This is a genomic window from Sphingobium sp. DN12 (assembly GCF_051058005.1).
Lineage (GTDB): Bacteria > Pseudomonadota > Alphaproteobacteria > Sphingomonadales > Sphingomonadaceae > Sphingobium > Sphingobium yanoikuyae.
The window spans coordinates 2451449-2474058 of record NZ_CP173717.1; the positions used below are offsets into that span (position 1 = coordinate 2451449).

Sequence of the window (22610 nt, forward strand, 5' to 3'; positions counted from 1 at the left end):
CTGTGAGGAGCATCATCATGCCGCCAGCGTCCCAAAGCGCATCCCCCCTACCCGGCCTGCTGTTGCTGCTGTCGGCGACGACCGGCCTGGTCGACGCGGTCAGCGTGCTGGGCCTGGGCAAGGTGTTCACCGCCAACATGACCGGCAATGTCGTGTTCCTGGGCTTCGCCGCGGCGCAGACGCCGGGCTTCAGGGTGGCGCCCTATCTGGTCGCGCTGCTGACCTTCTTCATCGGCGCGCTGATCGCCGGCCGGGTTGGCCAGGGCTTCGGCAAACGCCCGCTGCGCCACTGGCTGACGGTCGCCGCGCTGATCGAGGCGGCATTGCTGTGGATCGCGGCGGTGGTCGCGCTGAACTTCCATGTGCCCACGCTCCAGCCCGCTGCCGGCCTGTTCGCGATCATCAGCCTGACCGCGATCGCGATGGGCTTTCGCAACGCCACCATCCGGCAGTTGAAGGTGCCCGACCTCACCACCACCGTGCTGACCCTGACCGTCACCGGCATTGCGGCGGATTCCAGCCTGGCGGGCGGCGCCAATCCCAATCTTGGCCGGCGGATCGCGGCGATCGTCGCCATCTTCGCGGGCGCGGCGGCCGGCGCGCTGATGGTTGTGCATATGGGGCTGGCGCTGCCGCTGCTGGTGTCGGGCGCGATCGTGCTGGTCGGCACCCTGCTGTGCGTCCGCCACCCGGCGGCCGCCCTGCCCCACGGGGGCTGAAGATCAGGGCAGCGCGACCCGCGCGAACCGCCGGTCGGGCACGAACCAGAGCGCGACGACCAGCACATAGAGTGCGACCGCCAGCCAGCGGCTGACGAAGCTCAGGGGAACCGCCGCGCCATAAATGGCCAGCGTTCCCCAGCCCTTCCAGTCCATGCCGAGCGCGCGGGCGAGCCTGGAGCCTGCGCCATTGCAGGCGATGATCGCCCGTTCGGTCAGGAAATAGCCGATCGCCGCCGCGCCCAACACCATGCCATAGGCCGCCGTCGCTCCGGTCGACCAGGCGCTCTCGTCCAGCCAGCGGATGACGAACGGAACCAGGCTGAGCCAGAAGAGCAGGAAGAGATTGGCCCACAGCACCCGCCGTCGATGCGCGGGTTGAGCTGGAACAGATGATGGTGATTGTTCCAGTAGAGGCCGACATTCACGAAGCTGAGCAGATAGGCGATCAGCAACGGCAGGCATTGGGTGAGATCGGCGAGCGATCCCCCGCGCGGCACCTTCAGTTCCAGCACCATGATGGTGATGATGATCGCGATCACCCCGTCGGTGAACGCCTCCAGCCTTTTGCTGTTCATGCCTGTGCCGCCAATGGCGATCCCTGCCAGGTCCGGCGCCAGGACAGCGGCGTGGTGCCGACCAGCCGCTTGAACAGCCGGGTCAGGTGCGCCTGGTCGGTCAGGCCGCAGGCGCTGGCGATGTCCGACAGGCTGTGGCCGGTTTCCAGCATCAGCCGCTGTGCCCGGCGGATGCGCTGGCGGATGACATAGGCATGCGGCGTTTCGCCCATGCTGACCTTGAACGCGCGGCAGAAATGACCGGGGCTCAGGCACGCCACCAGCGCCAGTTCCTCCGTCACCAGCGTGCGGCCCAGCCGCGTCTCGACATAGGCGGTCACCTTGCGCAATTGCCAGCCGGCCAGCCCGCCGGTCGGCGGCGGGCAATGGCTGTCGGGACGTCGGGCCAGCATGACGGCGCCGTCGTCCGCGTCCGTGCCCTGCCACAGCAGGTCGCGCAGTTGATCGAGGCACAGGTCCGCCCGGTTGGGGTCGCGATGCAGCAGCGTCTGCGCCCGCGCCAGCAGGTCCAGAAGCGGCGCGGCGTCGAGCCGATACGGCAGGTTGGGGCGGGGGTTGAGACTGGCGATATCCGGCATGGCGGGAATGATGCGGCTGCGTCACGATTTCCCAAAGCCCGGATGGAGGGGGCGAGCGTCCCTCTAACGGGGGGCTTGTATCGCATCGGCCCGCAGCGCTACGGCTGTCGGTTCCTCCCGCCCCAAGGCCCCCATGTCGCGACCGAGCAGAAGATCATGAAGCGCCGGGCGATCATCACGGCGATCGCGGCCATGCTGCTGGCCCAGCCGGGGCAGGCGCTGGACCCGAGCCAGTCGATCAGCCAGTTGCGCCACAGCCGCTGGACGCTGAAGGACGGAGCGCCGGGCAATGTCCGTGCGCTGGCGCAGGGCAAGGACGGCTATCTGTGGCTGGGATCTTCGACCGGCCTCTACCGCTTTGACGGCATCCGGTTCGAGCGCATGCTGGCCGATCGCGACGACCCGCGCCGATCCTTGCAGGTCACCGCCCTGCTGGCGGCGCGCAATGGCGACATCTGGGTCGGCCATGATTTCGGCGGCATCGCCCGCTATCGCGACGGCCATCTGCGCGATGCCAATCCCTGGCCGGCGCAGGGCGGCGTCGCTGGCATCGTGGAAGCGCGCGACGGATCGATCTGGGTCGCGGCGGAAGCGCGCGGCAAGATGCTGCTGTCGCGTTACCAGCATGGCCGCTGGCGCCGCTATGGCGCGCAGCAGGGCGTGACCGACGGCCTGATGGGGCCGATGCTGGCCGCGTCGGACGGCAGCCTCTACCTCGCCTTGCCGCCGCACCTGCTGCGGCTGGCGCCCGGTGCCGCGCGCTTCACCCCGCTGGCGATGCAGGTCGCCCCCTTCGCCGCGCTGGACGAGGGCAAGGCGGGCCGGATCTGGCTGGCGGACGACGGCGGCATCCGGCCGATTTCCGGCGGGCAGGCCGCGGCCCGGCTCGATCCGGTCAACACCCCCTATGTCACCCGCCATATCCATGTCGATCGCCAGGGCACGGCCTGGATCACCGGCCAGAATGGTGGCCTGGCACGGCTTCCTGCGGGCGGCGACAAGGTCGAGGTCGCGGCCGGGCACATGCCGCTGTCGCTTGCCGCACTGGAGGACCGGGAAGGCAATATCTGGGTCGGCACCGAGACAGGGGTGGAGCGCTATGCCGCCGCCAGCCTGATCGGCGCGGGCGAGGAGGCGCTGGTGACCGGCTTCGTCGCGCCGCCGCGATCGGCCCATATCTTCTATGCCGGTATCGGCGGCGTCTATCGCGTCGGGCCAGGCCAGCGCCAGCCCCGGCTGATCTTCCCGCGCGCCGACATCGGCGTGCTGTGCGGCGATGACCGGCAATTGCTGGCGATCAGCCTGGATGGCGCCTTCCTGCTCGACCTGGACGATCGCGGCGATGTCCGCCGCACGACGTCGGTGGAGGGGCCGCTGTCGGTCAGTTGCGCACGCGACGATCGCGGGCAGTTCTGGACCGGGATGGACCGGCTCTACCGGCTGGACGGCAAGCGGCTGGTGCCGGCGAGCGGCGCGGCGGGGCAGCCGGGCGGCACCATCACCCTGTTGCGCGCCGATGCGCATGGCGGCCTGATCGCCGGGCGCAGCCGGCGCGGGCTGCTGCGCATTCGCGATGGCGAGGAGACGGCGCTGCTGCCCGCCGGGACCAGTCCGATCGGATCGATCCTGACCCTGCGGGCCGATGGCGACCAGTGGCTGATCGGCGGGATGAAGGGGCTGGCGCGCCTGAAGGTCGGCCGGTTGCAGTCATTGGGCGAACGCACCCATCCCTATCTGGCCGGGATTACCGGCATCGCCCGCACCGCCGATGGCTGGACCTGGATCAACGGCGCAACCGGTATCGTGCGGATGCGCAGCGATGCGCTGGACAAGGGCCTTGCCCAGCCCGATCGCCCCATCCCCTATCAGCGGGTCGGCCAGGAAGCCGATTATCGGGCGCGATCCAACCTGTTCGAGGCGAACGACATCGCCCTCGATCGCGACGGCCAGCTCTGGTTCGCCACCGACCAGGGCCTGGCCTGGACCGACCCTGCCCGGCTGGCTCGCAACGCAGTTCCGCCGCCTGTGGCGATCCGGTCGCTGCGGGTCGATGGCAAGGCCTATCCGCTGACCGCGGGCAGCATCGCCCTGCCCGCCCATAGCGGCCGGGTGCAGATCGACTATAGCGCCCTCAGCCTGACCGATGCGGCGCAGAACCGTTTCCGCTATCGGCTGGAGGGCAGCGGCACCGGCTGGTTCGATGCCGGGACGGAGCGGCAGGCGCTCTATACCAATCTGGCGCCCGGCCAATATCGCTTCCATGTGATCGCGGCCAACAATGACGGGGTATGGAACAGGCAGGGCGCGGCACTCGCGTTCGAGATCGCCCCAGCCTTCTACCAGACGCGCTGGTTCCGCATCCTGTGCGTCAGCCTGATCCTGCTGGCCGGCTGGCTGCTCTACCGCCGGCGCCTGCATGTCGTGACCGAACGGGCACGCAGCCGGGTCGAGGCGCAGTTGACCGAGCGCGAACGGATCGCACGGGAACTGCACGACACGCTGTTGCAGGGGTTCCAGGGGCTGATGCTGCGCTTCCAGGCGGTGGTCGAGTTGCTGCCGCGCGGCGAACGCGCCCGCACCGAGCTGGAAGGCGCGCTCGACCGGGCCGAGGATGTGCTGGTCGACAGTCGCGAGCGGGTCCATTCGCTGCGACAGGCATTGCAGCCGGTTGCGATGGCGATGCGCCTGCGCGCACTGCTGGACGAGATGGTCGGCGACCAGTTGGACTGGCGCCTTGAGGAGGCCGGCACCGCGCGGCTGGTCTGCGCCCCGGTCGCTGACGAGATGATGCGGATCGCGCGCGAGGCGATCAGCAACAGCCTGCGCCATGCGGCGGCGCGGACCATCATCGTCGAACTGCATCATGGCACCGACCGGCTGTCACTGGCGATCATCGATGATGGCATCGGCCTATCCGCAGCGGTGCTGGCGGCCGGATCGCGCGAAGGCCATTATGGCATGGTCGGCATGCGCGAACGGGCGCGGCGGATGGATGGCGCGGTGGAGATCATCTCCACCGCCAGGACCGGCACGACCATCCGCGTGACCGTGCCGGCCCGTGTCGCCTATCTGTGAGCGTCAGGTGGTGGCGGCACGCGGCGCGCCGCTGCGGCGGCTGAGCAGCAGCGCGATCAGCCCAAGGCTCGAAGCCCCCGCACCAGCGATCGCGACGAACGGCAGGCTGAGGCCGGCGGCGATCACGGCACCGCCCAATGCCGCGCCGATCGCATTGCCGAGGTTAAAGGCGCCGATGTTCATCGAGGATGCGAGGTTGGGCGCTTCGGCCGCCGCGCTCATCACCCGCACCTGCAGCGGCGGCACCAGCGCGAAGCTGGCAATGCCCCACAGGAAGATCAGCACCGCCGTCGGCCCGGCAAAGGGCATGGCAAAGGCGAAGGCGATGAGGATCGCCGTCAGCGCAGCGAGCGTCACGATCAGCGTCCTGTCCACCGACCGGTCGGCAAAGCGTCCGCCCAACCAATTGCCGATGGTGAGACCCACGCCATAGAGCACCAGCATCGCGGTCACGAAGCCGATCGAGCCATGAGTCTGATCGCGCAGGATCGGCGTGATATAGGTGAAGACGGTGAACATCGCACTGGCGCCGACCACGGTGAGGCCGAGCGCGGCGAGCACTGGCCCGCGCATCAGCACGCGGAGTTCGGACCGTGCATCGCCCTCGGTCGGGGCCGGCATGTCGGGCAGGGTCAGGCGCAGTGCCGCGATGGTGAGGAAGCCCAGCGCCGCGATGCCCCAGAAGGCCGCACGCCAGCCCATGACTTCACCCGCCCAGGTCGCCAGCGGCACGCCGACGACATTGGCGATGGTCAGCCCCATGAACATGGCGGCGACCGCGCCCGCCTGCCGCTGGGGCGGGACCAGGCTAGCAGCGACGATCGATCCGACGCCGAAGAAGGCGCCATGGTTGAGCGAGGTGATGATGCGCGCGAACAGCAGCATCGCATAGCTGGTGGAGAGCGCCGCGATCAGATTGCCGATGGTGAAGATGGCGGCGAGGCCGATCAGCAGGGTGCGGCGCGGCAAGCGGCCGGTTGTCAGCGTCATCAGCGGTGCGCCCAGCATGACGCCGATCGCATAGGCGCTGATGAGCAGGCCGGCGGCGGGGATGGAGACGCCAAGGTCGGTGGCGATGACGGGCAACAGGCCCATCGGCGCAAATTCGGTGACGCCGATGCCGAAGGCACCGGCCGCCAGCGCGAGCAGCGGTGGATTGATCTTCATGATGCTCCTCCCGTCAGACAAGCGGCGGGTTCAGCCGGGCGAAACCGGCCTGTTGATGATAGGGGGCATGGGGATAGGCCGGCGTCTGGTAGCTGGCCCGGTCGAGCCGGGCGACCTGATCGGCGGTCAGCGACCAGCCGATCGCACCCAGATTCTGGCGCAACTGTTCCTCGTTGCGGGCGCCGATGATGACCGACGACACGGTCGGCCGCTGCAACAGCCAGTTGAGCGCGACCTGCGGCACCGTCTTGCCGGTTTCCGCCGCAATCTCGTCCAGCGCGTCAACCACGCGGTAGAGATGCTCCTCCTCCACCGGCGGCGCGAAGGCGGCGGTCTGGTGCAGGCGGCTGCCCTCCGGGATCGGGCTGCTGCGCCTGATCTTGCCGGTCAGGCGGCCCCAGCCGAGCGGGCTCCATACCAGCGCGCCCACGCCTTGGTCGGCGGCGAGAGGCATCAGATCGGCCTCATAAGCGCGGCCGATCAGCGAATAATAGACCTGGTGTGCGACGAAGCGCGGCCAGCCATGGCGATCCGCCACGGCCAGCGCCTTCATCAACTGCCAGCCGGGATAGTTGGACACGCCGACATGGCGCAGCTTGCCGGCGCGGACCAGCCCGTCGAGCGTCGCCAGCAATTCCTCGACTGGGGTCGAGGCGTCGAAGGCGTGCAGTTGCAGCAGGTCGATATGATCGGTGCCAAGGCGCCGGAGCGCGGCTTCCACGCCGCCGATCAGCCGGTCGCGCGACACGCCCCAGTCATTGGGGCCATCGCCGGTCGGCAGGCCGAGCTTGGTCGAGATCAGAACCCGATCGCGCCGTCCCTTGATCGCCGCGCCCAGCACCTCTTCCGATGCACCGTTCGAATAGACGTCGGCAGTGTCGAACAGGGTGATGCCGGCGTCGAGGCAGATGTCGAGCAGCCGGCGCGCCTCCTGCGCGTCGCTGTTGCCCCAGGCGCCAAACAGGGGCCCTGAGCCGCCGAAGGTGCCGGTGCCGAAACTGAGCGCCGGCACGCGCAGGCCTGATGCCCCCAATTGCCGATATTCCATCATCATCCCTTTCCATTCCGTGATGGACGCATAAATGGAAGGCAGGACTCCCCGCGTTTAGAGGGCCGCAAGGCGAAGGATCTTTGCAATGGATGAAAAGATACCCTTTCATGCCGATCGGGCACGGGCGCTGGAAACCTTTGCGACCGTGGTGGCCGAGGGCAGTTTTTCAGCCGCCGGGCGAGTCCTCGGGCTGACGCCGTCGGCGGTCAGCCGCGCGGTCGACCGGATCGAGGACAGGTTGGGGGTGCGGCTATTGCTGCGCTCCACCCGCGCGCTGACGATGACGGCGGAGGGCCAGGCCTACCTGGCCAGCGCGCGCCGCATCCTGGCCGATCTGGACGAGGCGGAACAGACGATCGCCGATCGCGGCGCGCCGCGCGGGCGGCTGCGGGTCAGCGCTGCCCACTCCCATGGCCGGCTGTGCATCGTGCCGTTGCTCGGCGAATTTGCCCAGCTCTATCCGCATATCTTGGTCGACATCAGCCTGAGCGACCGGCTGGTCGACATTGCCGGCGGCCAGGCCGATGTCGCGATCCGCTTCGGCCCGCTGGCCGACAGTCCGCTGACCGCCCGCAAGCTGGGCGAAAATGGCCGCGTCATCGTCGCCTCCCCGGCCTATCTCGCCCGGCATGGCACGCCGGTCGTGCCGGAGGATCTGCACGACCATAATTGCTTGAACTTCAATTTTCGCCGCGCCGAACCGGTCTGGCCCTTCCGCAAGGACGGGCGTGACTATGCACTGAGCGTGCGCGGCACGATCGAGGCGAATAATGGCGAGACGCTGGGGCAGTTGGCGGCCGATGGCGTCGGCATCACGCGGGTCGGCCGGTTCAGCGTCCAGCCCGAACTGGCGTCGGGCGATCTGGTGCCATTACTGGAAGACTATAATCCGGGCGATATCGAGACGATCCATGCCGTGTTCCTGGGCGGCACCAATGTGCCGGCACGGCTGCGCGTGTTCGTGGACTTCCTGGCGGAACGGCTGACGCGACCTGTATTGGTGGCCTGAGCCGGGCGGCGCCTATATATCCCCGCGGCGGACCAGTTGCCGGCTGATGCGGGTCGGTGCCAGATGACGGCAGAGCGCGTCCAGTGCCGCCGTCATATAAGCTGCGCATCACTGTCATGCGCGCTTCATACTCCCCTCCTACCCGAGCGCCGAAAGGGGAGAAATATCATGCACTTCCGTTCTCTTGCTCTGGCCGCTATCAGCCTGCCCGTTTTCGCTACGGCAACCGCCCATGCCGAAACGCCCGATGCCGCGTCGGCCGATTCGATCATCGTCACCGCACAGCTGCGCGAACAGGACCCGATCGACGTGCCGATGGCGCTGAGCGTCGTCGGCAATGAACAGATGGACCGTATGGGCCTTTATGAGTTCGACGCGCTGTCGCGCTTCGTGCCGGGTTTCGACGTCCAGAACCAGTCGCCCAACAATCCCGGCTTCGTGATGCGCGGCATCACGTCGGATAGCGGCACCGCCAGCAACGAACCGCGCGTGTCGGTCTATCAGGATGGCGTCTCCATCTCCAAGTCGCGCGGCTCCTATGTCGAGCTGTTCGATATTGAGCGGGTCGAGATCGCCAAGGGGCCGCAATCGACCCTCTATGGTCGCGGTGCGCTGATCGGCGCGGTCAACATCATCCAGAACAAGGCGCAGCTCGACAATGTCGAAGCAGCGGGCCGGGTCTCCTATGGCAATTATAATAGCTGGCTGACCGAGGGCATGGTCAATGCGCCGATCGGCGAAGGCATGGCGATCCGCCTGGCCGGCCGCATCCGCAAGCGCGACGGCTATACCGAAAACCTGCTGGGCGGCGCCGACTTCAACTCCGCCGACACCAAGGCGGTGCGCGGCAGCTTCCATGGCGAGAAGGGCGATTTGAGCTTCGACCTGATCGGCAATTATCAGAAGGACACGCCAAGCGGCACCGGCTTCAAGTCGATCGCCTATAACCCGACCGATCCGGCCACCGGCGTGGTGATCGGCGATCGCGGCCGCAACAGCGGCGCCGCGCTGGCAGCGGCCGATGGCTTCGAGGGTGGCAAGGGCCTAGGCCTTGATCGCCAGGTCTGGGGCGTCACCGGCATCGCCAGGCTGAAGCTCAACGACCAGTTCAACCTCACGTCCACCACCGCCTTCCGCCGCTTCGACGCGCTGGAAATCTTCGACGCGGACGGCATTTCCCTGCCGATGCTGACCGCGGCGGAAGATGCGCGCGGTCGCCAGTTCAGCCAGGAATTCCGCCTGACCTATGACAGCGGCCCGATCACGGCATTCCTGGGCGGCAGCTATTTCTGGGAAAATGGCACGCAGCGCGTTCCCACCCAGTTTGACGAGCGCGCCACCCTCGCTCGGCTGGCCGGCGCGCTGAACGGCGGCGGTGCCATCCCCGGCCGCGCCGCGAGTGATCCGGTGCCGGCCGCCCTGCTCGCCAGCCCCGCCTTCACCGGCGCGCTGCTGCAGGGTGTCGCCAGCGCCTATGGCGTCGCGCTGTCGAGCGCGCAGGCCCAGGCGATCGCCGCCAACCTCAAGTCCAACCATCTCGAAAGCACCACCAATGGCGCGCGCACCCGCGCCTTCGACCTGTTCGGCGACGTGACCCTGCGCCTGTCCGATCAGTTCGAGCTTGGCGGCGGTCTGCGCTACACCCATGACGACAAGCGCAGCACCTATATGTCGTCGGTCGACAATGGCCGCTCGATCCTGGGCGGGCTGATCGGCGCGCTGAGCCAGCCGGCGGCGGTGCGCACCGCGCTGCTGCAGGCGCTGGCCGTGCCCGGCGCGGCGAACATACCGACCTCGGCCGCCTATCCGGTGCCGATGTTCGGCCTCGGCGCCCAGCCGACCGCCGGCAATGGCGGGGTCGACAGCGACACGCTCAGCAATGGCGGCTTTTCCTGGCGGCTGACCGCCCGCTACAAGCCGGGCACCGACACCAGCCTCTATGCCACCTATGCCCGTGGCCGTCGCCCGCAAGTGCTGGCCGCCAGCGCGCCGTCCGCGCCGCTGGGCGCCACCCGCTTTTCCGTGCTGGACTCCGAAACGGTCGACAGTTTCGAACTGGGCGCCAAGACCGCGCTGATGAACCGCACCCTGTTCGTCGATGGGGCGGCCTTCTTCTACCAATATGATAATTTCCAGACCACGGTGCAGCAGGGCACGCAGTTCGTCCTGACCAATGCCGGCAAGGCGGAAAGCTATGGCTTCGAGGGCCAGCTGCGCTGGGTGCCGAGCGACGTGCTGACCTTGTTCGCGACCTATGCCTATAACCACAGCCGCTTCAAGACGGGCGTGCGCGACGGCAACCACTTCCGCCTGTCGCCCGACCATAGCGCGTCCTTCGGTGCGCAGGCCTCCCTGCCCGCCGGCCCCGGCCGCATCGTCTTCACGCCCAGCGTCACCTGGCAGTCCAAGGCCTATTTCGACGATGACAATGACCGCCCAGACCTGCAGCAGCCGCCCGCCGCTCTGGTCGCCGACAATATCCAGGACGAATGGCAGGGCAGCTATGCGCTGGTCAATGCGCGGCTTGGCTATGAAGCGCCCGGTGGCGCCTGGCGGATCGAGGGCTGCATCGAGAACGCCTTCGACAAGAAATATATCATGGATGCGGGCAATACCGGCGACAGCCTGGGCATGCCGACCTTCATCGGCGGGGCGCCGCGCTTCTATGGCGTGTCGGCCAGCTTCCGCTTTGGCGGTGCGCAATGAGCGAGGACAGCATGAAGCTTGACCGTCGCGCGGCGCTGGGCCTGATCGGCTCGGGTGCCGCCCTCCCCGGCATCGGCATGGCGGCGACACAAGCCGCCGCCAGCTTCGTCCATGGCGTGGCCAGCGGCGACCCGACCGAGCGCGGCGCGATCCTGTGGACCCGCGTCACCCCGGCCGACCCGGCGCAGCAGGCGGCGATCGCGCTGCGTTGGCATGTCGCCGAAAGCGCCGGCGGCAAGCCGGTCGAAAGCGGCGCGGCGCAGGCCCGCCCCGCCCGCGACTTCACGGTCAAGGTCGAGCCGCGCACGCTCAAGGCCGGCCATGACTATCATTACTGGTTCGAACTGACGGACGGCACGCCATCGCCGGTCGGCCGCTTTCGCACCCTAGCCAGAGGCGCCTCGGCCGATGCGGTGCTGGCGGTGGTCTCCTGCCAGCTCTACCCCGGCGGCTTCTTCACCGCCTATGACTCGATCGCCGCGCTCGACCGGATCGATGCGATCGTGCATCTGGGCGACTATATCTATGAATATGGCGCCGACGGCTATGGCGCGGAGATCGGCCAGAAGATCGGGCGCGGGCTGGAACCCGCGCATGAGATCGTGACGCTGGCCGACTATCGCACCCGCCACGCCCATTACAAGGGCGACAGAAGCCTGCAGGCGGCCCATGCCCGTGCCGCCTTCATCTGCGTCTGGGACGATCATGAAACCGCCAATGACAGCTGGATCGGCGGCGCGGAAAATCACCAGCCCGCGACCGAGGGCGACTGGGCGAAGCGCAAGGCGGCCGCGATGCAGGCCTATTTCGAATGGATGCCGATCCGCGATCCGCAGGGCAATGATCCCTGGGAAGCGATCAACCGCCGTTTCGACTTTGGCGATCTCGCCACCCTGCTGATGGTCGAGACGCGCCTGCTCGCCCGCAGCGAACAGGCCGGATTCAAGGGCGAGACGCCGGGCCGATCGGAAGTCGCGGCGGTGCTGGCCGAACGCAACCGGCCGGACCGCGAGATGCTGGGCGAACCGCAGCGCGCCTGGCTGGAAAAGGAACTGGCCGCGTCGGTCAAGGCCGGCACGCCCTGGCAGATATTGGGCAATCAGGTGGTGATGGCGCGGGTCAACGGCCCGGACCTCGCCAAGCTGTTCGGCGCGGAAAAGGCCGCGGCCATGATCGCGACGCTGGAACCGTCGGTGCGGGCGCAGGTGGAACTGGCGCAAGCGGGCTATCGCGCCGGCCTGCCCTTCAACCTCGATGCCTGGGACGGCTATCCCGCCGCGCGCGAGCGGCTGTACCAGAGTATCCGCCGGGCCGGCGCCCATCCGCTGGTGCTGGCCGGCGACAGCCATGCCTTCTGGGCCAATCAACTGGCCGACGCACAGGGCAATGCCATCGGCGTGGAATTTGGCACATCATCGATCAGCAGCCCGTCGATCGGCGACATGCTGCCGAAAATGCCGATCGGCGATCTGCTGCAACAGGCAAGCCCGGAGGTCGCCTTTTGCGACCAGCGCGCCAAGGGCTATATCCTGCTGACGCTGACACGGGAAAAGGCGACCGGCGACTATATCGCCATGTCGACCATCTATGCGCCCAAAGCGGAGGCGCGCACGCTCAAGCGCGTCTCGCTGCCAGCCGGCGCCACCCGGTTCGACGCGACCTGAAAGCGTCGGGGGCTGCGGATGCCCTGCCCGCAGCCCCCGATCTCGCGAGACTTACCGCTCCCTGATGACGAGCGATTTACCCGCATATTTCGCCGGATCGACGTTCGGCAAGGTCTGGATCTTGCGCCCCTTGCGGCTCATCCAGGTGACTTCGACCTTGACCGCGTCCATGGTTTTCAGGCCGAAATGCAGAGGCGCCGCATTCTCCGAATTATAGCCGTCGCCGGTCGACAGCTGTCGCGTGGCCAATATGTTGCCGGCCTTGTCATAGAGGCGCACTTCTGCCCCCATACGGGTGAAACGCGCCTTCGCGTCGAGCAGCGTAACCGACAGGCTGCGCCTGGCCGCTGCCCGGTCCAGATCATTGTGGAACAGGAAATGGCCGCCCTGGCTGGTATAGCCACGCATCACCGACAGATCGAGCGCACCGTCCCGGTCATAATCGACCCATTGCACGCCATGGTCGCCGACATTGAGCTGCGACGTTTCGGCCAGAACCTGGCGGAAGCCCTTGCCCGCTTCATTATGGAAGAGGCTGTCCCTGGGCTGCTGCTGGTCGCGCGGGCCATGATAGGAGGTGACATAGAGGTCGAGATAGCCGTCATTGTCATAATCACCCCACACCGCGCCGACGGCATGATTGTCGATGCCGACCCCCATCTCCTTGGCGACGTTGGTGAAGGTGTCGTCGCCATTATTATGGTAGAGCGCATTCACGCCATAATTGGGCACGAACAGATCAAGATAGCCGTCATTGTCATAGTCGCCAACGGCGCAGCCGACACCGCCTTCCTCCTTGGAACGGCCCGGATTGTCCAGGCCCAGTTCGGGCGCGACATCGGTGAAGCTGCCGTCGCCATTGTTGCGCCACAGCGCATCGGCCGCGCCTGACTGATTGGCCAGGAAGACGTCCAGAAAGCCGTCGCGATTATAGTCGAACCAGCAGGCGCCCACGGTCGGCCGGCTATCCGACACGCCGGTGCCGGCCAAGACCTGCACGAACTTGCCCTTGTCGTTGCGATAGAGGCTGTTGGGGCCGATGCGATTGGCAGCATAGACGTCGAGGTCGCCGTCATTGTCATAGTCGACCCAACTGGTCTGGCGCGCGGAACGGTTGGGGATGGTCAGTCCCAGTTCGGGCGCGACATTGGTGAACTTCCTGCCGCCTTCGTTGCGGAACACAAGGCTCTGTTCGCCCGGCATGGTCGCCCCGCCCAGCAGGTCGATCCAGCCGTCGCCGTCATAATCGCCCCAGGCGACGCCGCGCATTTCCGGGCCGGATGTGGGAAGTCCCAGTTCCGGCCCGACGTTCACGAACGTGCCATTGTCATTGCGATAGAGGCGGATATCGCCCCCCTTGAGCGAGACAACGAGATCGAGGTCGCCATCATTGTCGAAGTCGGCCCAACTGTTGGACAGGGATCCGGCGATGGCGAAATCGCCCGGCTGTATGGAGGTGAAGGGTGGCTCGGCAGGCGGTGCCGCATCCTGCGCCGTTGCCGGCTGGCACAGCAGCATCAGCGGCAGGATATGGCAAAGCGTCCGGTTCAGCGATGGCATGGATATTCCCCTCTTCCTGTCAAATTTTGCCGGTTTTGCGCGTGTCGGGCATGCGCAGATAGACGATCAGCGACACCGCGATCATGGCGGTGACGTACCAGTAGAAGCCGCCTTCCATCCCGGCATGCTTCATCCAGAGCGCGGCATATTCGGCGGTGCCGCCAAACAGGGTGTTGGCCAGTGCATAGGGAAGCGCGACGCCCAGTGCCCGGATATTGGCCGGGAACAGCTCTGCCTTCACGATCGCGTTGATCGAGGTGTAGCCGGTGACGATCACCAGGCCGCCCAGCACCAGCAGGAAGGCGCCGAAGGAGGAGGTGACGCGTTCCAGCGCCGTGAAGATCGCGGTGGTGAACAGGACGCCGCTGATCCCGAAGCCGATCAGCAGCGGTTTGCGGCCGATGCGATCGGACAGCCAGCCGGCCATGGGCTGCAGCAGCATGTAGATGAACAGCGCCGACGCCATGATCGCGGTCGCGGTCTGGCGGCCGAAGCCGGCGCTGTTGACCAGGAATTTCTGCATATAGGTGCTGTAGGCATAGAAGGCGAGCGTGCCGCCGGCGGTGAGCGCCATGACCAGCAGCACTTCGCGCGGATGGCGGCGGATGAGGTTGAGGCCGCTGGAGTGGGGCTGTTCGCTGACCGCCGCGCTTTCCTCGAAGGCTTCGGTTTCCTTGAGGCCCCGGCGCAGGCGATAGACGCCGACCGCCATCACCCCGCCGATCACGAACGGCACGCGCCAGCCCCAGCTTTCGAGCTGATGTTCGGTGAGGAAAAGCTGGAGCAGCAGCAGGACGCAGAGCGCCAGCAACTGGCCGGCGATCAGCGTCACATATTGGAAGCTGGAGAAGAAACCGCGCTGGTCGCTCTGCGCCATTTCCGACAGATAGGTGGCGCTGGCGCCATATTCGCCGCCGATCGACAGGCCCTGCATCAGGCGCGCGAGCAGCAGCAGGGCCGGCGCGGCGACGCCGATGCTGGCATAGCCGGGGATGGCGGCGATCATCAGCGATCCGCCGGCCATCATCATGACGGACAGGGTGAGACCCGCCTTGCGCCCCCTGCGGTCGGCATAGATGCCCATCGCCCAGGCGCCGATCGGCCGCATCAGGAAGCCGACGGCAAAGATCGCCGCCGCATTCAGCAGCTGGGCGGTGCTATCGTCCGAAGGGAAGAAGACCGGCGCGAAATAGAGGGTGAAGGCGGAATAGACATACCAGTCATACCATTCGATCAGATTGCCGATCGATCCGCCAAGGATGGATTTCAGGCGATCCTGGCGGGAAAGACTGGCTGGGGAGAGAGACGCAACATGTTCCATCCCCGTTGATACGGACGGCCCGGTGCGTTCTGCTAAAAGGCTGACTAGAAAATGCGCGGAAGAGCGCATTTTCGATGCGGATGCGCCAGAGGCGCATGCCCAGACAGGCTCTAATTGCCGTCGGCAGACACCAGGATTATCGAATTGTCGCTGCCCGGAACGGCGCGGATGCCGAAGCCGCTTTCGAGCGCGTCGACGAAATCCTGCGACCGGTCGAGGCGGAAGGCACCGCCGACCCGCAGGCTGGCGATCGCCGGATCGCCGATCACCAGCGGGGTGGGGCGATAGCGGTTGAACTCCTCGACCGCCTGGGCGAGCGTGTCGCCCTCGAACTCGACCATGCCGGCCTGCCAGGCGGTGCGCTGCCGGATCTTGGCCGGTTCCAGATGGGTGACGGCGATGCTGCCGCTGCGCACGGCGGCGCTGCGCCCGCTTTCGATCCGACGGACGGCGGAGTCGCCGTTGCGCACCGCCACGATCCCCTCGATCACGGTCAGTTCGGTGACATCGGCGCGCAGGCGGACGTTGAACATCGTGCCCACGGCGCGCACCAGCGTCCCGTCGGCATTGACGATGAAGGGCCGCTTCTTGTCATGCGCGACGTCGAACTGTGCCTCGCCCTTCAGCAGGGTGATCTGCCTGATGTCGTCGCGCAGGGCGACCTCGACCGAGCTGTTGGTGTTGAGATGGATGCGGGAGCCGTCGGCAAGCTGCACCGTGCGGGTTTCGCCTAGGGCCGTGCGATAATGATCGACCGTGCCGAGCAGGCGCAGCGCGACGGTGGAGGCGACGCCGATCGCGGCGGCTGCGGTCGCCAGGCCGATGAGCAGGCCACGCCGGCCGACCAGTCGCGGCCGGATTTCGGCAACGGGTTCTTCCGGGGCGGGATCGTCGGGCAGCGCGATTGCCGGCGCTGCAGGTTCGTCCTGCTGGCTGGCGGGCAACTCATTGAGCCGCTCGGTCAGTTCCCAGCCGGCCTCCGCCTTGGCAAAGGCGAAACCATGGGCAGGGTCCAGCGCCACCCAGGCATAGGCGTCATTCCAGTCTTCCGGGGCGTCGCTCGCCCGCGCCTTAAGATACAGACGAGCCGCTTCGGCCTCGATCGCCTGCATGTCCTCCGCGCTTCTGTAGCGACCAACCAAATCCAGAACCCTCAAACTGTCCGATGGCTTGCATTATCTTCACAGCCGCGCGCGTCAAATGCTTGTCCACTGTAAAGACGGATAGCTGCATCTCCTCTGCTATCTCCTTGACCGATTTCTCATGGACCCGGCGCAGGATGAAGGCCCGCCGGCATTGCGCCGGCAGCGTGTCGAGAATGGCCTGGAGATGGCGCAGCTCGTCGCGCGCGTGCAGCGCTTCCTCGGTCGAATTGTCAGTCTGGAGCACGTCGAGTTCGGCGACCAGTTCGAGCGATACGATCTTCTCGCGCCGGGCTTCGTCGATCAGCAGGTTGCGCGCGATCTGGAACAGGAAGGCCTTGCCGCTCTGCGCGCGGTGAATGTCGCCATTCGCATAGGCGCGGGTCATGCATTCGGCCACGATGTCGTCCACATCCTGGCGATGGGACACTATCCGGCGCAGGCGGGAGCGCAAGGCGCCCTCATGGGGCAGGATGGCCTGCTTGAACCAATCCAGCCTTGCCCTGATCGAGTCCACATCCACAGCCACGCTCGTCCCCCTGTGCTTATCATTCTCCCCTCCGGCGCGCCCGATCCGGCGCTGCGTCGAGGCAGTGCCAGACCGATAGCGAAGGCCCCCTCGTCACAAAAATGAGATATTTTTAAGCGTCGTTAGCAGAAACGCGATCGGCCTCCGTATCCACCACCGAAGGGCAAATAATTTCGCAGCCCAATCATTTCACGGGGGATATGATGTCGCGTAATTTTCGGAACGTTTCTCTGTGCGCGGTCGCAACAGTTGTTGCCCTCAGCACCCAGTCGGCGGCAGCCGCGGAGCCGGCGAAGTTCAAGATTCCGGCCCAGTCGATGCAGACGGCGCTGACGCTCTTCGCCAAGCAGTCTGGCATCCAGCTTCTCTTTCCCTATGACCAGGTCGCCGGTCTGCATGCCCAGTCGGTCAACGGCAAGATGGCGCCCGATGTCGCGTTGCAGCGGCTGATCGCCGGATCGGGGCTGAAGATCACGCTGTCGAACAACAATGTCATTGCCCTGTCGCTGAGCGCCCAGGCGCACAAGAGCCGCGCCGTCGAAGTCGCGAGCCTGGGCATCACCGCCCTTCCCTTCGCGATGCAGGCCAGCGCACCGCAACAGGCCAGCACCGCCGCGGCCGAGGAAGCCCCCGGCCCGGCGATCGTGGTGACCGGGTCGCGCGGCCAGGCCCGTACCGTGACCGACAGCCCGACGCCGATCGACGTCATTTCGGGTGCGGATCTGACCCGCACCGGCAAGGCGGGCGTGTTCCAGGCGCTCAACACGCTGGTGCCATCCTTCAACCTGCCGGTGCGGGCGGGCGGCGCCACTTCCACCGTCATCGCGACCGGTGGCCTGCGCGGTCTCAATCCCGACCAGGCGCTGATCCTGGTCAACGGCAAGCGCCGCCACAAGACCTCGCTCATCAACGCGGTGTCGACGCTCTACAACGGTTCGGTTCCGGCCGATCTTGACATGATCCCGACCGCCGCGGTCGATCATATCGAAGTGTTGCGCGACGGCGCAGCGGCCCAATATGGGTCGGACGCCATCGCCGGCGTCATCAACATCATCCTGAAGGATGACAGCAACGGCGGCTCCGCCAATTTCACCGCCGGCCAGAATTTCGACCGCTCCGACGGCGAACTCTATCAGGCCGATCTCAATTTCGGGATGAAGCTGGGCGAAAATGGCTTCGCCAACCTGTCGCTCAACCTCAAGAAACAGGAAATGTCGAACCGGGCGCTGCCGCTGGCCGACTGTTCGGTCACGGCCACCACCACCTGCCTCTATCCGCTGGTGAACGGACAGCTCGATCCGCGCGACGCAGCCGCGGTCGGCACCGAACGCATCGTCACCACCAGCTATGGCGTCATGCCCTCGCGCAGCATCAATACTGCGCTCAATGCCGGATATGATCTGGGCGGCGTCGAACTCTACGCCTTCGGCACCTACAGCCAGCGGCGGTCGGACCTGTGGTACAGCTATCGCTACCCCAAGGACATCAACAATGTCATGGGCATCTACCCCAACGGCTATCGCCCCCATATCATGATCGACGAGGAGGATTTCGAACTCACCGTCGGCGCCAAGGGCGAAGTCGCGGGTTGGGACTGGGACTTTTCCACCGGCTATGGCCGCAATCGCGCCCGCCAATCGTCGGAAGGAACGCTGAACCCTTCGCTGGGGACGCTCAGCCCGACCGAATTCTACATCGGCACGCTCAAATCCTCGGAGTTCGTCACCTCGCTCGACGTGACCCGCGGCTATGATGTGGGCGGCGGCAATCTGCAGGTGTCGGCCGGCGCGCAGCAGCGCCATGAACGCTACCAGACCTTCGCCGGGGATGAGGCCAGCTATGCCGTAGGCCCGGCGATCGTGTCGGGCATGACGCCGGGCGCGCAAAGCTCGGCCGGCTTCCAGCCGGGCGACGCGGCCTATATGTCCCGCGACAATTATTCGCTGTATGCCGACGTGGCGTGGGATCCCAACAAGGACATCACGATCGGCGCCGCCGCACGCTTCGAACATTATGACGATGGCAGCGGCAACACGCTGATCTGGAAGGTCAATGGGCGCTATGCGGCGACCGACTGGATCGCCTTCCGCGCTGCCGCCAATACCGGCTTCCGGGCGCCGGCCGTCGCCCAGCAAATCTATACCCAGACGACCAACCAGTTCCGCACCGTCAACGGTGTTCCCAACCAGTTGCTGCAGATCAAGACGTTGGCCGTCGACGATCCGGCGGCGATCGCGCTGGGCGCCAAACCGCTCCAGCCCGAAACGTCGTTCAACATCTCCGCTGGCGTGGTGCTGACCCCGCTCCCCAATTTCAACCTGACGATCGACGCCTATCAGATCGATGTGGATGATCGCATCACCATCACCAGCACGCTGACGGGCACGGCGATTTCCAACATCCTGATCGCCAGCGGCGTACCCGAAGCGGAAGCGCGGACGCTGACGGCGCAATATTATACCAACGCGATCGACACCCGCACCCGCGGCATCGACGTCGTCGCATCCTACAAACATGGCCTGTTCGACACGGTGAACATGCAGTGGAATCTGGGCTTCAACTACAACAAGACCAAGATCACCCACATCATCGACAATCCGCCCGAACTGGCCGCGCTGGGCAGCGACTATGTCCTGTTCGATCGCGCGCGTCGCAGCAACATGACCAACAATCTGCCGCGCACCAAACTGTCGATCAGCAACCTCGCCACCATGGGCGACTTCACCCTTTCGTCGCGCCTGACGCGCTTCGGCGGCTTCAAATCCTATCAGAACGGCGTCACCAGCAATGGCGTGACCACCTATCCGAATGATCGCAGCTATGGTGCCAAGTGGATCACCGACCTGGAGGCCAGCTGGCAGGTCACGCCACTGGTCAACATCGCGATCGGCGCGAACAATATCTTCAACGTCTATCCCGACAAGAACCGGGCCAGCGACGTCAGCGCCACGCTGGGCCAGGGGCTCTATGCCGGCACCTCGCCGATCGGGTTCACCGGCGGCTTCTATTATGGCCGCGTAGGCCTGAGCTTCTGATCCATCACCGACCAAGGCGCGGCTCCGCACCGGGCGGCGCATTTTCTGCACTGACGGGAGAATGATGGCTATGCGCCATATGACGATCTGGCTGGCGGCCCTGGCTGCTTCCTCCGCGATGACCGCCTCGGTAGCGGCCCCCTCCACCCGTTGGGGCGGCGGCGAAATATTGTGGGACAGTTTCGGCGTGCCCCATATCTACGCAAAGACCGAGGAAGGCGGCTTCTACGGCTTTGGCTATGCCCAGGCCCAGAGCCACGGCAACCTGCTGTTGCGCATGTATGGCGAAAGCCGCGCTCGCGCTGCCGAATATTGGGGCGAGAAATATGAGAGCCAGGACAAATGGCTGGTCGCCAATGACGTGCCGGCCCGCTCCGCCCAGTGGTTCAGACAGCAGACGCCGCAAATGCAGAAGAATCTCGAAGCCTTTGCAGCCGGGGTGAATGCCTATGCCGCCGCCCATCCCGACAGAATCGCGCCGGAAGTGAAGGTCGTGCTACCGCTCCGGGGCGTCGACATCATCGCCCATGCCCAGCGGCTGATGAATTTCGGCTATATCGCATCCGACCGGAAGGTGCTGACCGATCCGTCGATCAACGAGGCCGGCGGGTCGAACGCCTGGGCGGTCGCGCCTTCGCGCTCGGCCAGCGGCAAGGCAATGCTGCTCGCCAACCCGCATCTGCCCTGGGCGCCGAGCCAGCTTACTTATTATGAGGCACAGATCACCGCGCCGGGCCTGGCCATCTACGGCGCGACGCAGGTCGGCCTGCCAGTGCTGCGCTTCGGCTTCAACAATGATCTGGGTTTCACCAACACCGTCAATACGATGCAGGGCTTCACCAGCTACAAGCTGGTGCTGGAAGGCGATGGCTATCGCTTCGACGGCAAGACGCTGCCGTTCGACACGGTGGCGAAGAGCTACAAGGTCAAGCAGGCGGACGGCACGCTGAAGAGCGTCAGCTTCGAACAGAAGAGCACGGTCCATGGCCCGGTCTTCACCCTGCCTGACGGCAAGACGACGGTCGCGCTCAAGGTCGCCGGCCTCGATCGGCCCGGCGTGCTGGAGCAATATCTGGAGATGGGCAAGGCGCGCAACTGGGGCGCGTTCGAAAAGGCGCTGCGCAAGATGCAGGTGGTGATGTTCAACATCATCTATGCCGACCGCGCCGGCCATATCCTCTATCTCGACAACGGCCTGCTGCCCAAGCATGCGAGCGGCGACCTCAAATATTGGTCGGCGCCGGTGCCGGGCGATACCTCGGCGACGCTGTGGAAGGATGTCCACAGCTATGACGACATGCCGAAGCTGCTCGATCCGGCGACCGGCTTCGTCCAGAACGCCAATGATCCGCCATGGCTGGCTACCTGGCCCCGCGCACTCGATCCCCAGAGCTTCCCCGCCTATGTCGCGCCGGTCGGGCCGATGAGCCAGCGGGCACAGATGTCGGTCAAGCTGATGAGCCAGACGCCCAAGATCAGCTTCGACGATTTCGTGTCGCGCAAGCTGACCACCACCTCGCTGATGGCGGAACGGATGCTGCCCGACCTGCTGGCGGCAGCCGCCGGATCGAACGATGCCGAGGTGCAGGCGGCCACGGCGTTGCTCAAGGGCTGGGACCATCGGTTCGAACCCGACAGCCGCGCTGCGCTGCTGTTCGAAACCTGGGCCGGCCTCTTCGCGCCCAAGAATTTCACCGACCAGTCCAACTATGCCGTCAAATGGACTCTGGACGACCCGCTGGAAACGCCACGCGGCCTGAAAGACCCGACGGCGGCCGTCGCCATGCTGAAGGAAGCGGTCGCGAAGACGAAGCAGCTATACGGCGCGATCGACCGTCCGTTCGGCGATGTCTCGCGCTTTCATATCGGCGATGTCAGCGTGCCGGCCAATGGTGGCTTCGGCAATACCGGCGTGTTTCGCACCATCACCTGGGGGCCGATGAAGAATGGCGAGCGCATGCCCGTTCATGGCGAAACATGGGTTTCCATGGTCGAATTCGGCACGCCGATGAAGGCCCTGGGCCTGATGAGCTATGGCAATAGCAGCCAGCCCGGTTCCCGACACAATAGCGACCAGTTGCAATTGCTGGCCGACAAGAAGTTCCGCACCCTGTGGATCAGTCGTGCTGACGTGGAAGGGCATCTGGAAGAGAAGACCGCGTTCTGACAAGGAGCGCGCGCCGGGGTGCAGGTGCTGCATCCCGGCGCGCGCGAATGGATGCGGCTGTGCTGCATCGCGCAGGCACAAAGCCGCTCCCCTTTTACCCCTCTTCGCCCATCAAAGCCTCGCCGTCGTAACCCGGCGTTGCGGCTCAGTGATGCGCACGCCCCCTGCCCAGACCGCTCGCCGTCCGAGAATATGACCCTCCACGCATATTTGCGTTGACTTCAATCAACTGCGTTAATATCAAAATTGCACTATCGGATAAAAATAAACCGAGAGGATGGGGAGAAGTGCAATGCGAGGACGAGCGTC

At 65.9% G+C, this 22610-nt stretch carries 15 protein-coding genes and 1 pseudogene; 7 read left to right on the forward strand and 9 right to left on the reverse strand.

Annotation, left to right across the window (positions count from 1 at the left end):
• Positions 1-17 precede the first annotated feature (17 nt).
• Entirely contained in the window at positions 18-719 is a 702-nt protein-coding gene (locus ACI6S0_RS11615) for a YoaK family protein (RefSeq protein ID WP_434403145.1), read from the forward strand.
• 3 nt (positions 720-722) lie between these two features.
• Here ACI6S0_RS11615 and ACI6S0_RS11620 read toward each other — a convergent pair whose 3' ends face one another.
• The 3 genes and pseudogenes from ACI6S0_RS11620 to ACI6S0_RS11630 form a co-directional block, all read right to left on the reverse strand.
• Entirely contained in the window at positions 723-1079 is a 357-nt protein-coding gene (locus tag ACI6S0_RS11620; protein ID WP_434405998.1) for a TMEM175 family protein, read from the reverse strand.
• Between the two features lie 59 nt (positions 1080-1138).
• A pseudogene (locus ACI6S0_RS11625) lies at positions 1139-1297 on the reverse strand (TMEM175 family protein); the annotation flags it as partial.
• Complete coding sequence (locus tag ACI6S0_RS11630) at positions 1294-1875, reverse strand: helix-turn-helix domain-containing protein (RefSeq protein WP_434403146.1); 582 nt, start codon at positions 1873-1875, stop codon at positions 1294-1296. The pseudogene ACI6S0_RS11625 and the gene ACI6S0_RS11630, both read right to left, overlap by 4 nt.
• Before the next feature lie 156 nt (positions 1876-2031).
• Here ACI6S0_RS11630 and ACI6S0_RS11635 point away from each other — a divergent pair, with 156 nt between their 5' ends.
• Complete coding sequence (locus tag ACI6S0_RS11635; protein WP_434403147.1) at positions 2032-4950, forward strand: ligand-binding sensor domain-containing protein; 2919 nt, start codon at positions 2032-2034, stop codon at positions 4948-4950.
• A 3-nt stretch (positions 4951-4953) separates the two neighbouring features.
• Here the strand turns inward: ACI6S0_RS11635 and ACI6S0_RS11640 are convergent, their stop codons facing one another.
• Positions 4954-6117: an MFS transporter gene (locus tag ACI6S0_RS11640; protein WP_434403148.1), complete on the reverse strand. Its 1164-nt coding sequence runs from the start codon at positions 6115-6117 to the stop codon at positions 4954-4956.
• A gap of 13 nt (positions 6118-6130) precedes the next feature.
• Positions 6131-7165: an aldo/keto reductase gene (locus tag ACI6S0_RS11645; RefSeq protein ID WP_434405935.1), complete on the reverse strand. Its 1035-nt coding sequence runs from the start codon at positions 7163-7165 to the stop codon at positions 6131-6133.
• A gap of 88 nt (positions 7166-7253) precedes the next feature.
• Between ACI6S0_RS11645 and ACI6S0_RS11650 the strand changes: the two genes are divergently transcribed.
• The 3 genes from ACI6S0_RS11650 to ACI6S0_RS11660 all read left to right on the forward strand — a co-directional run bounded on the left by ACI6S0_RS11650 (position 7254) and on the right by ACI6S0_RS11660 (position 12547).
• Entirely contained in the window at positions 7254-8177 is a 924-nt protein-coding gene (locus tag ACI6S0_RS11650; RefSeq protein ID WP_434403149.1) for a LysR family transcriptional regulator, read from the forward strand.
• Positions 8178-8345: 168 nt separating this feature from the next.
• Positions 8346-10883 (forward strand): TonB-dependent receptor, encoded by a 2538-nt coding sequence (locus ACI6S0_RS11655; protein WP_434403150.1) that lies wholly within the window; start codon positions 8346-8348, stop codon positions 10881-10883.
• Positions 10884-10894: 11 nt separating this feature from the next.
• Entirely contained in the window at positions 10895-12547 is a 1653-nt protein-coding gene (locus ACI6S0_RS11660; RefSeq protein WP_434403151.1) for an alkaline phosphatase D family protein, read from the forward strand.
• 51 nt (positions 12548-12598) lie between these two features.
• Here the strand turns inward: ACI6S0_RS11660 and ACI6S0_RS11665 are convergent, their stop codons facing one another.
• The 4 genes from ACI6S0_RS11665 to ACI6S0_RS11680 form a co-directional block, all read right to left on the reverse strand.
• The gene (locus tag ACI6S0_RS11665; RefSeq protein ID WP_434403152.1) at positions 12599-14107 is read right to left on the reverse strand and encodes a CRTAC1 family protein; all 1509 of its coding nucleotides are present in this window, start codon (positions 14105-14107) and stop codon (positions 12599-12601) included.
• Between the two features lie 19 nt (positions 14108-14126).
• Positions 14127-15428 carry an MFS transporter gene (locus ACI6S0_RS11670; protein WP_434403153.1) on the reverse strand — a complete coding sequence of 434 codons (1302 nt, stop codon included), beginning with the start codon at positions 15426-15428 and terminating at the stop codon, positions 14127-14129.
• A 110-nt stretch (positions 15429-15538) separates the two neighbouring features.
• Positions 15539-16540 (reverse strand): FecR family protein, encoded by a 1002-nt coding sequence (locus ACI6S0_RS11675; RefSeq protein WP_434403154.1) that lies wholly within the window; start codon positions 16538-16540, stop codon positions 15539-15541.
• Positions 16500-17099: an RNA polymerase sigma factor gene (locus ACI6S0_RS11680; protein ID WP_313393808.1), complete on the reverse strand. Its 600-nt coding sequence runs from the start codon at positions 17097-17099 to the stop codon at positions 16500-16502. Before ACI6S0_RS11680 ends, ACI6S0_RS11675 begins: the two co-directional genes overlap by 41 nt.
• A 317-nt stretch (positions 17100-17416) precedes the next feature.
• Here ACI6S0_RS11680 and ACI6S0_RS11685 point away from each other — a divergent pair, with 317 nt between their 5' ends.
• Positions 17417-20134 (forward strand): TonB-dependent receptor domain-containing protein, encoded by a 2718-nt coding sequence (locus ACI6S0_RS11685; RefSeq protein ID WP_434403155.1) that lies wholly within the window; start codon positions 17417-17419, stop codon positions 20132-20134.
• Between the two features lie 70 nt (positions 20135-20204).
• A complete protein-coding gene (locus ACI6S0_RS11690) occupies positions 20205-22301 on the forward strand; it encodes an acylase (protein WP_434403156.1) in 2097 nt (698 codons plus the stop codon).
• Positions 22302-22610: the final 309 nt, after the last annotated feature.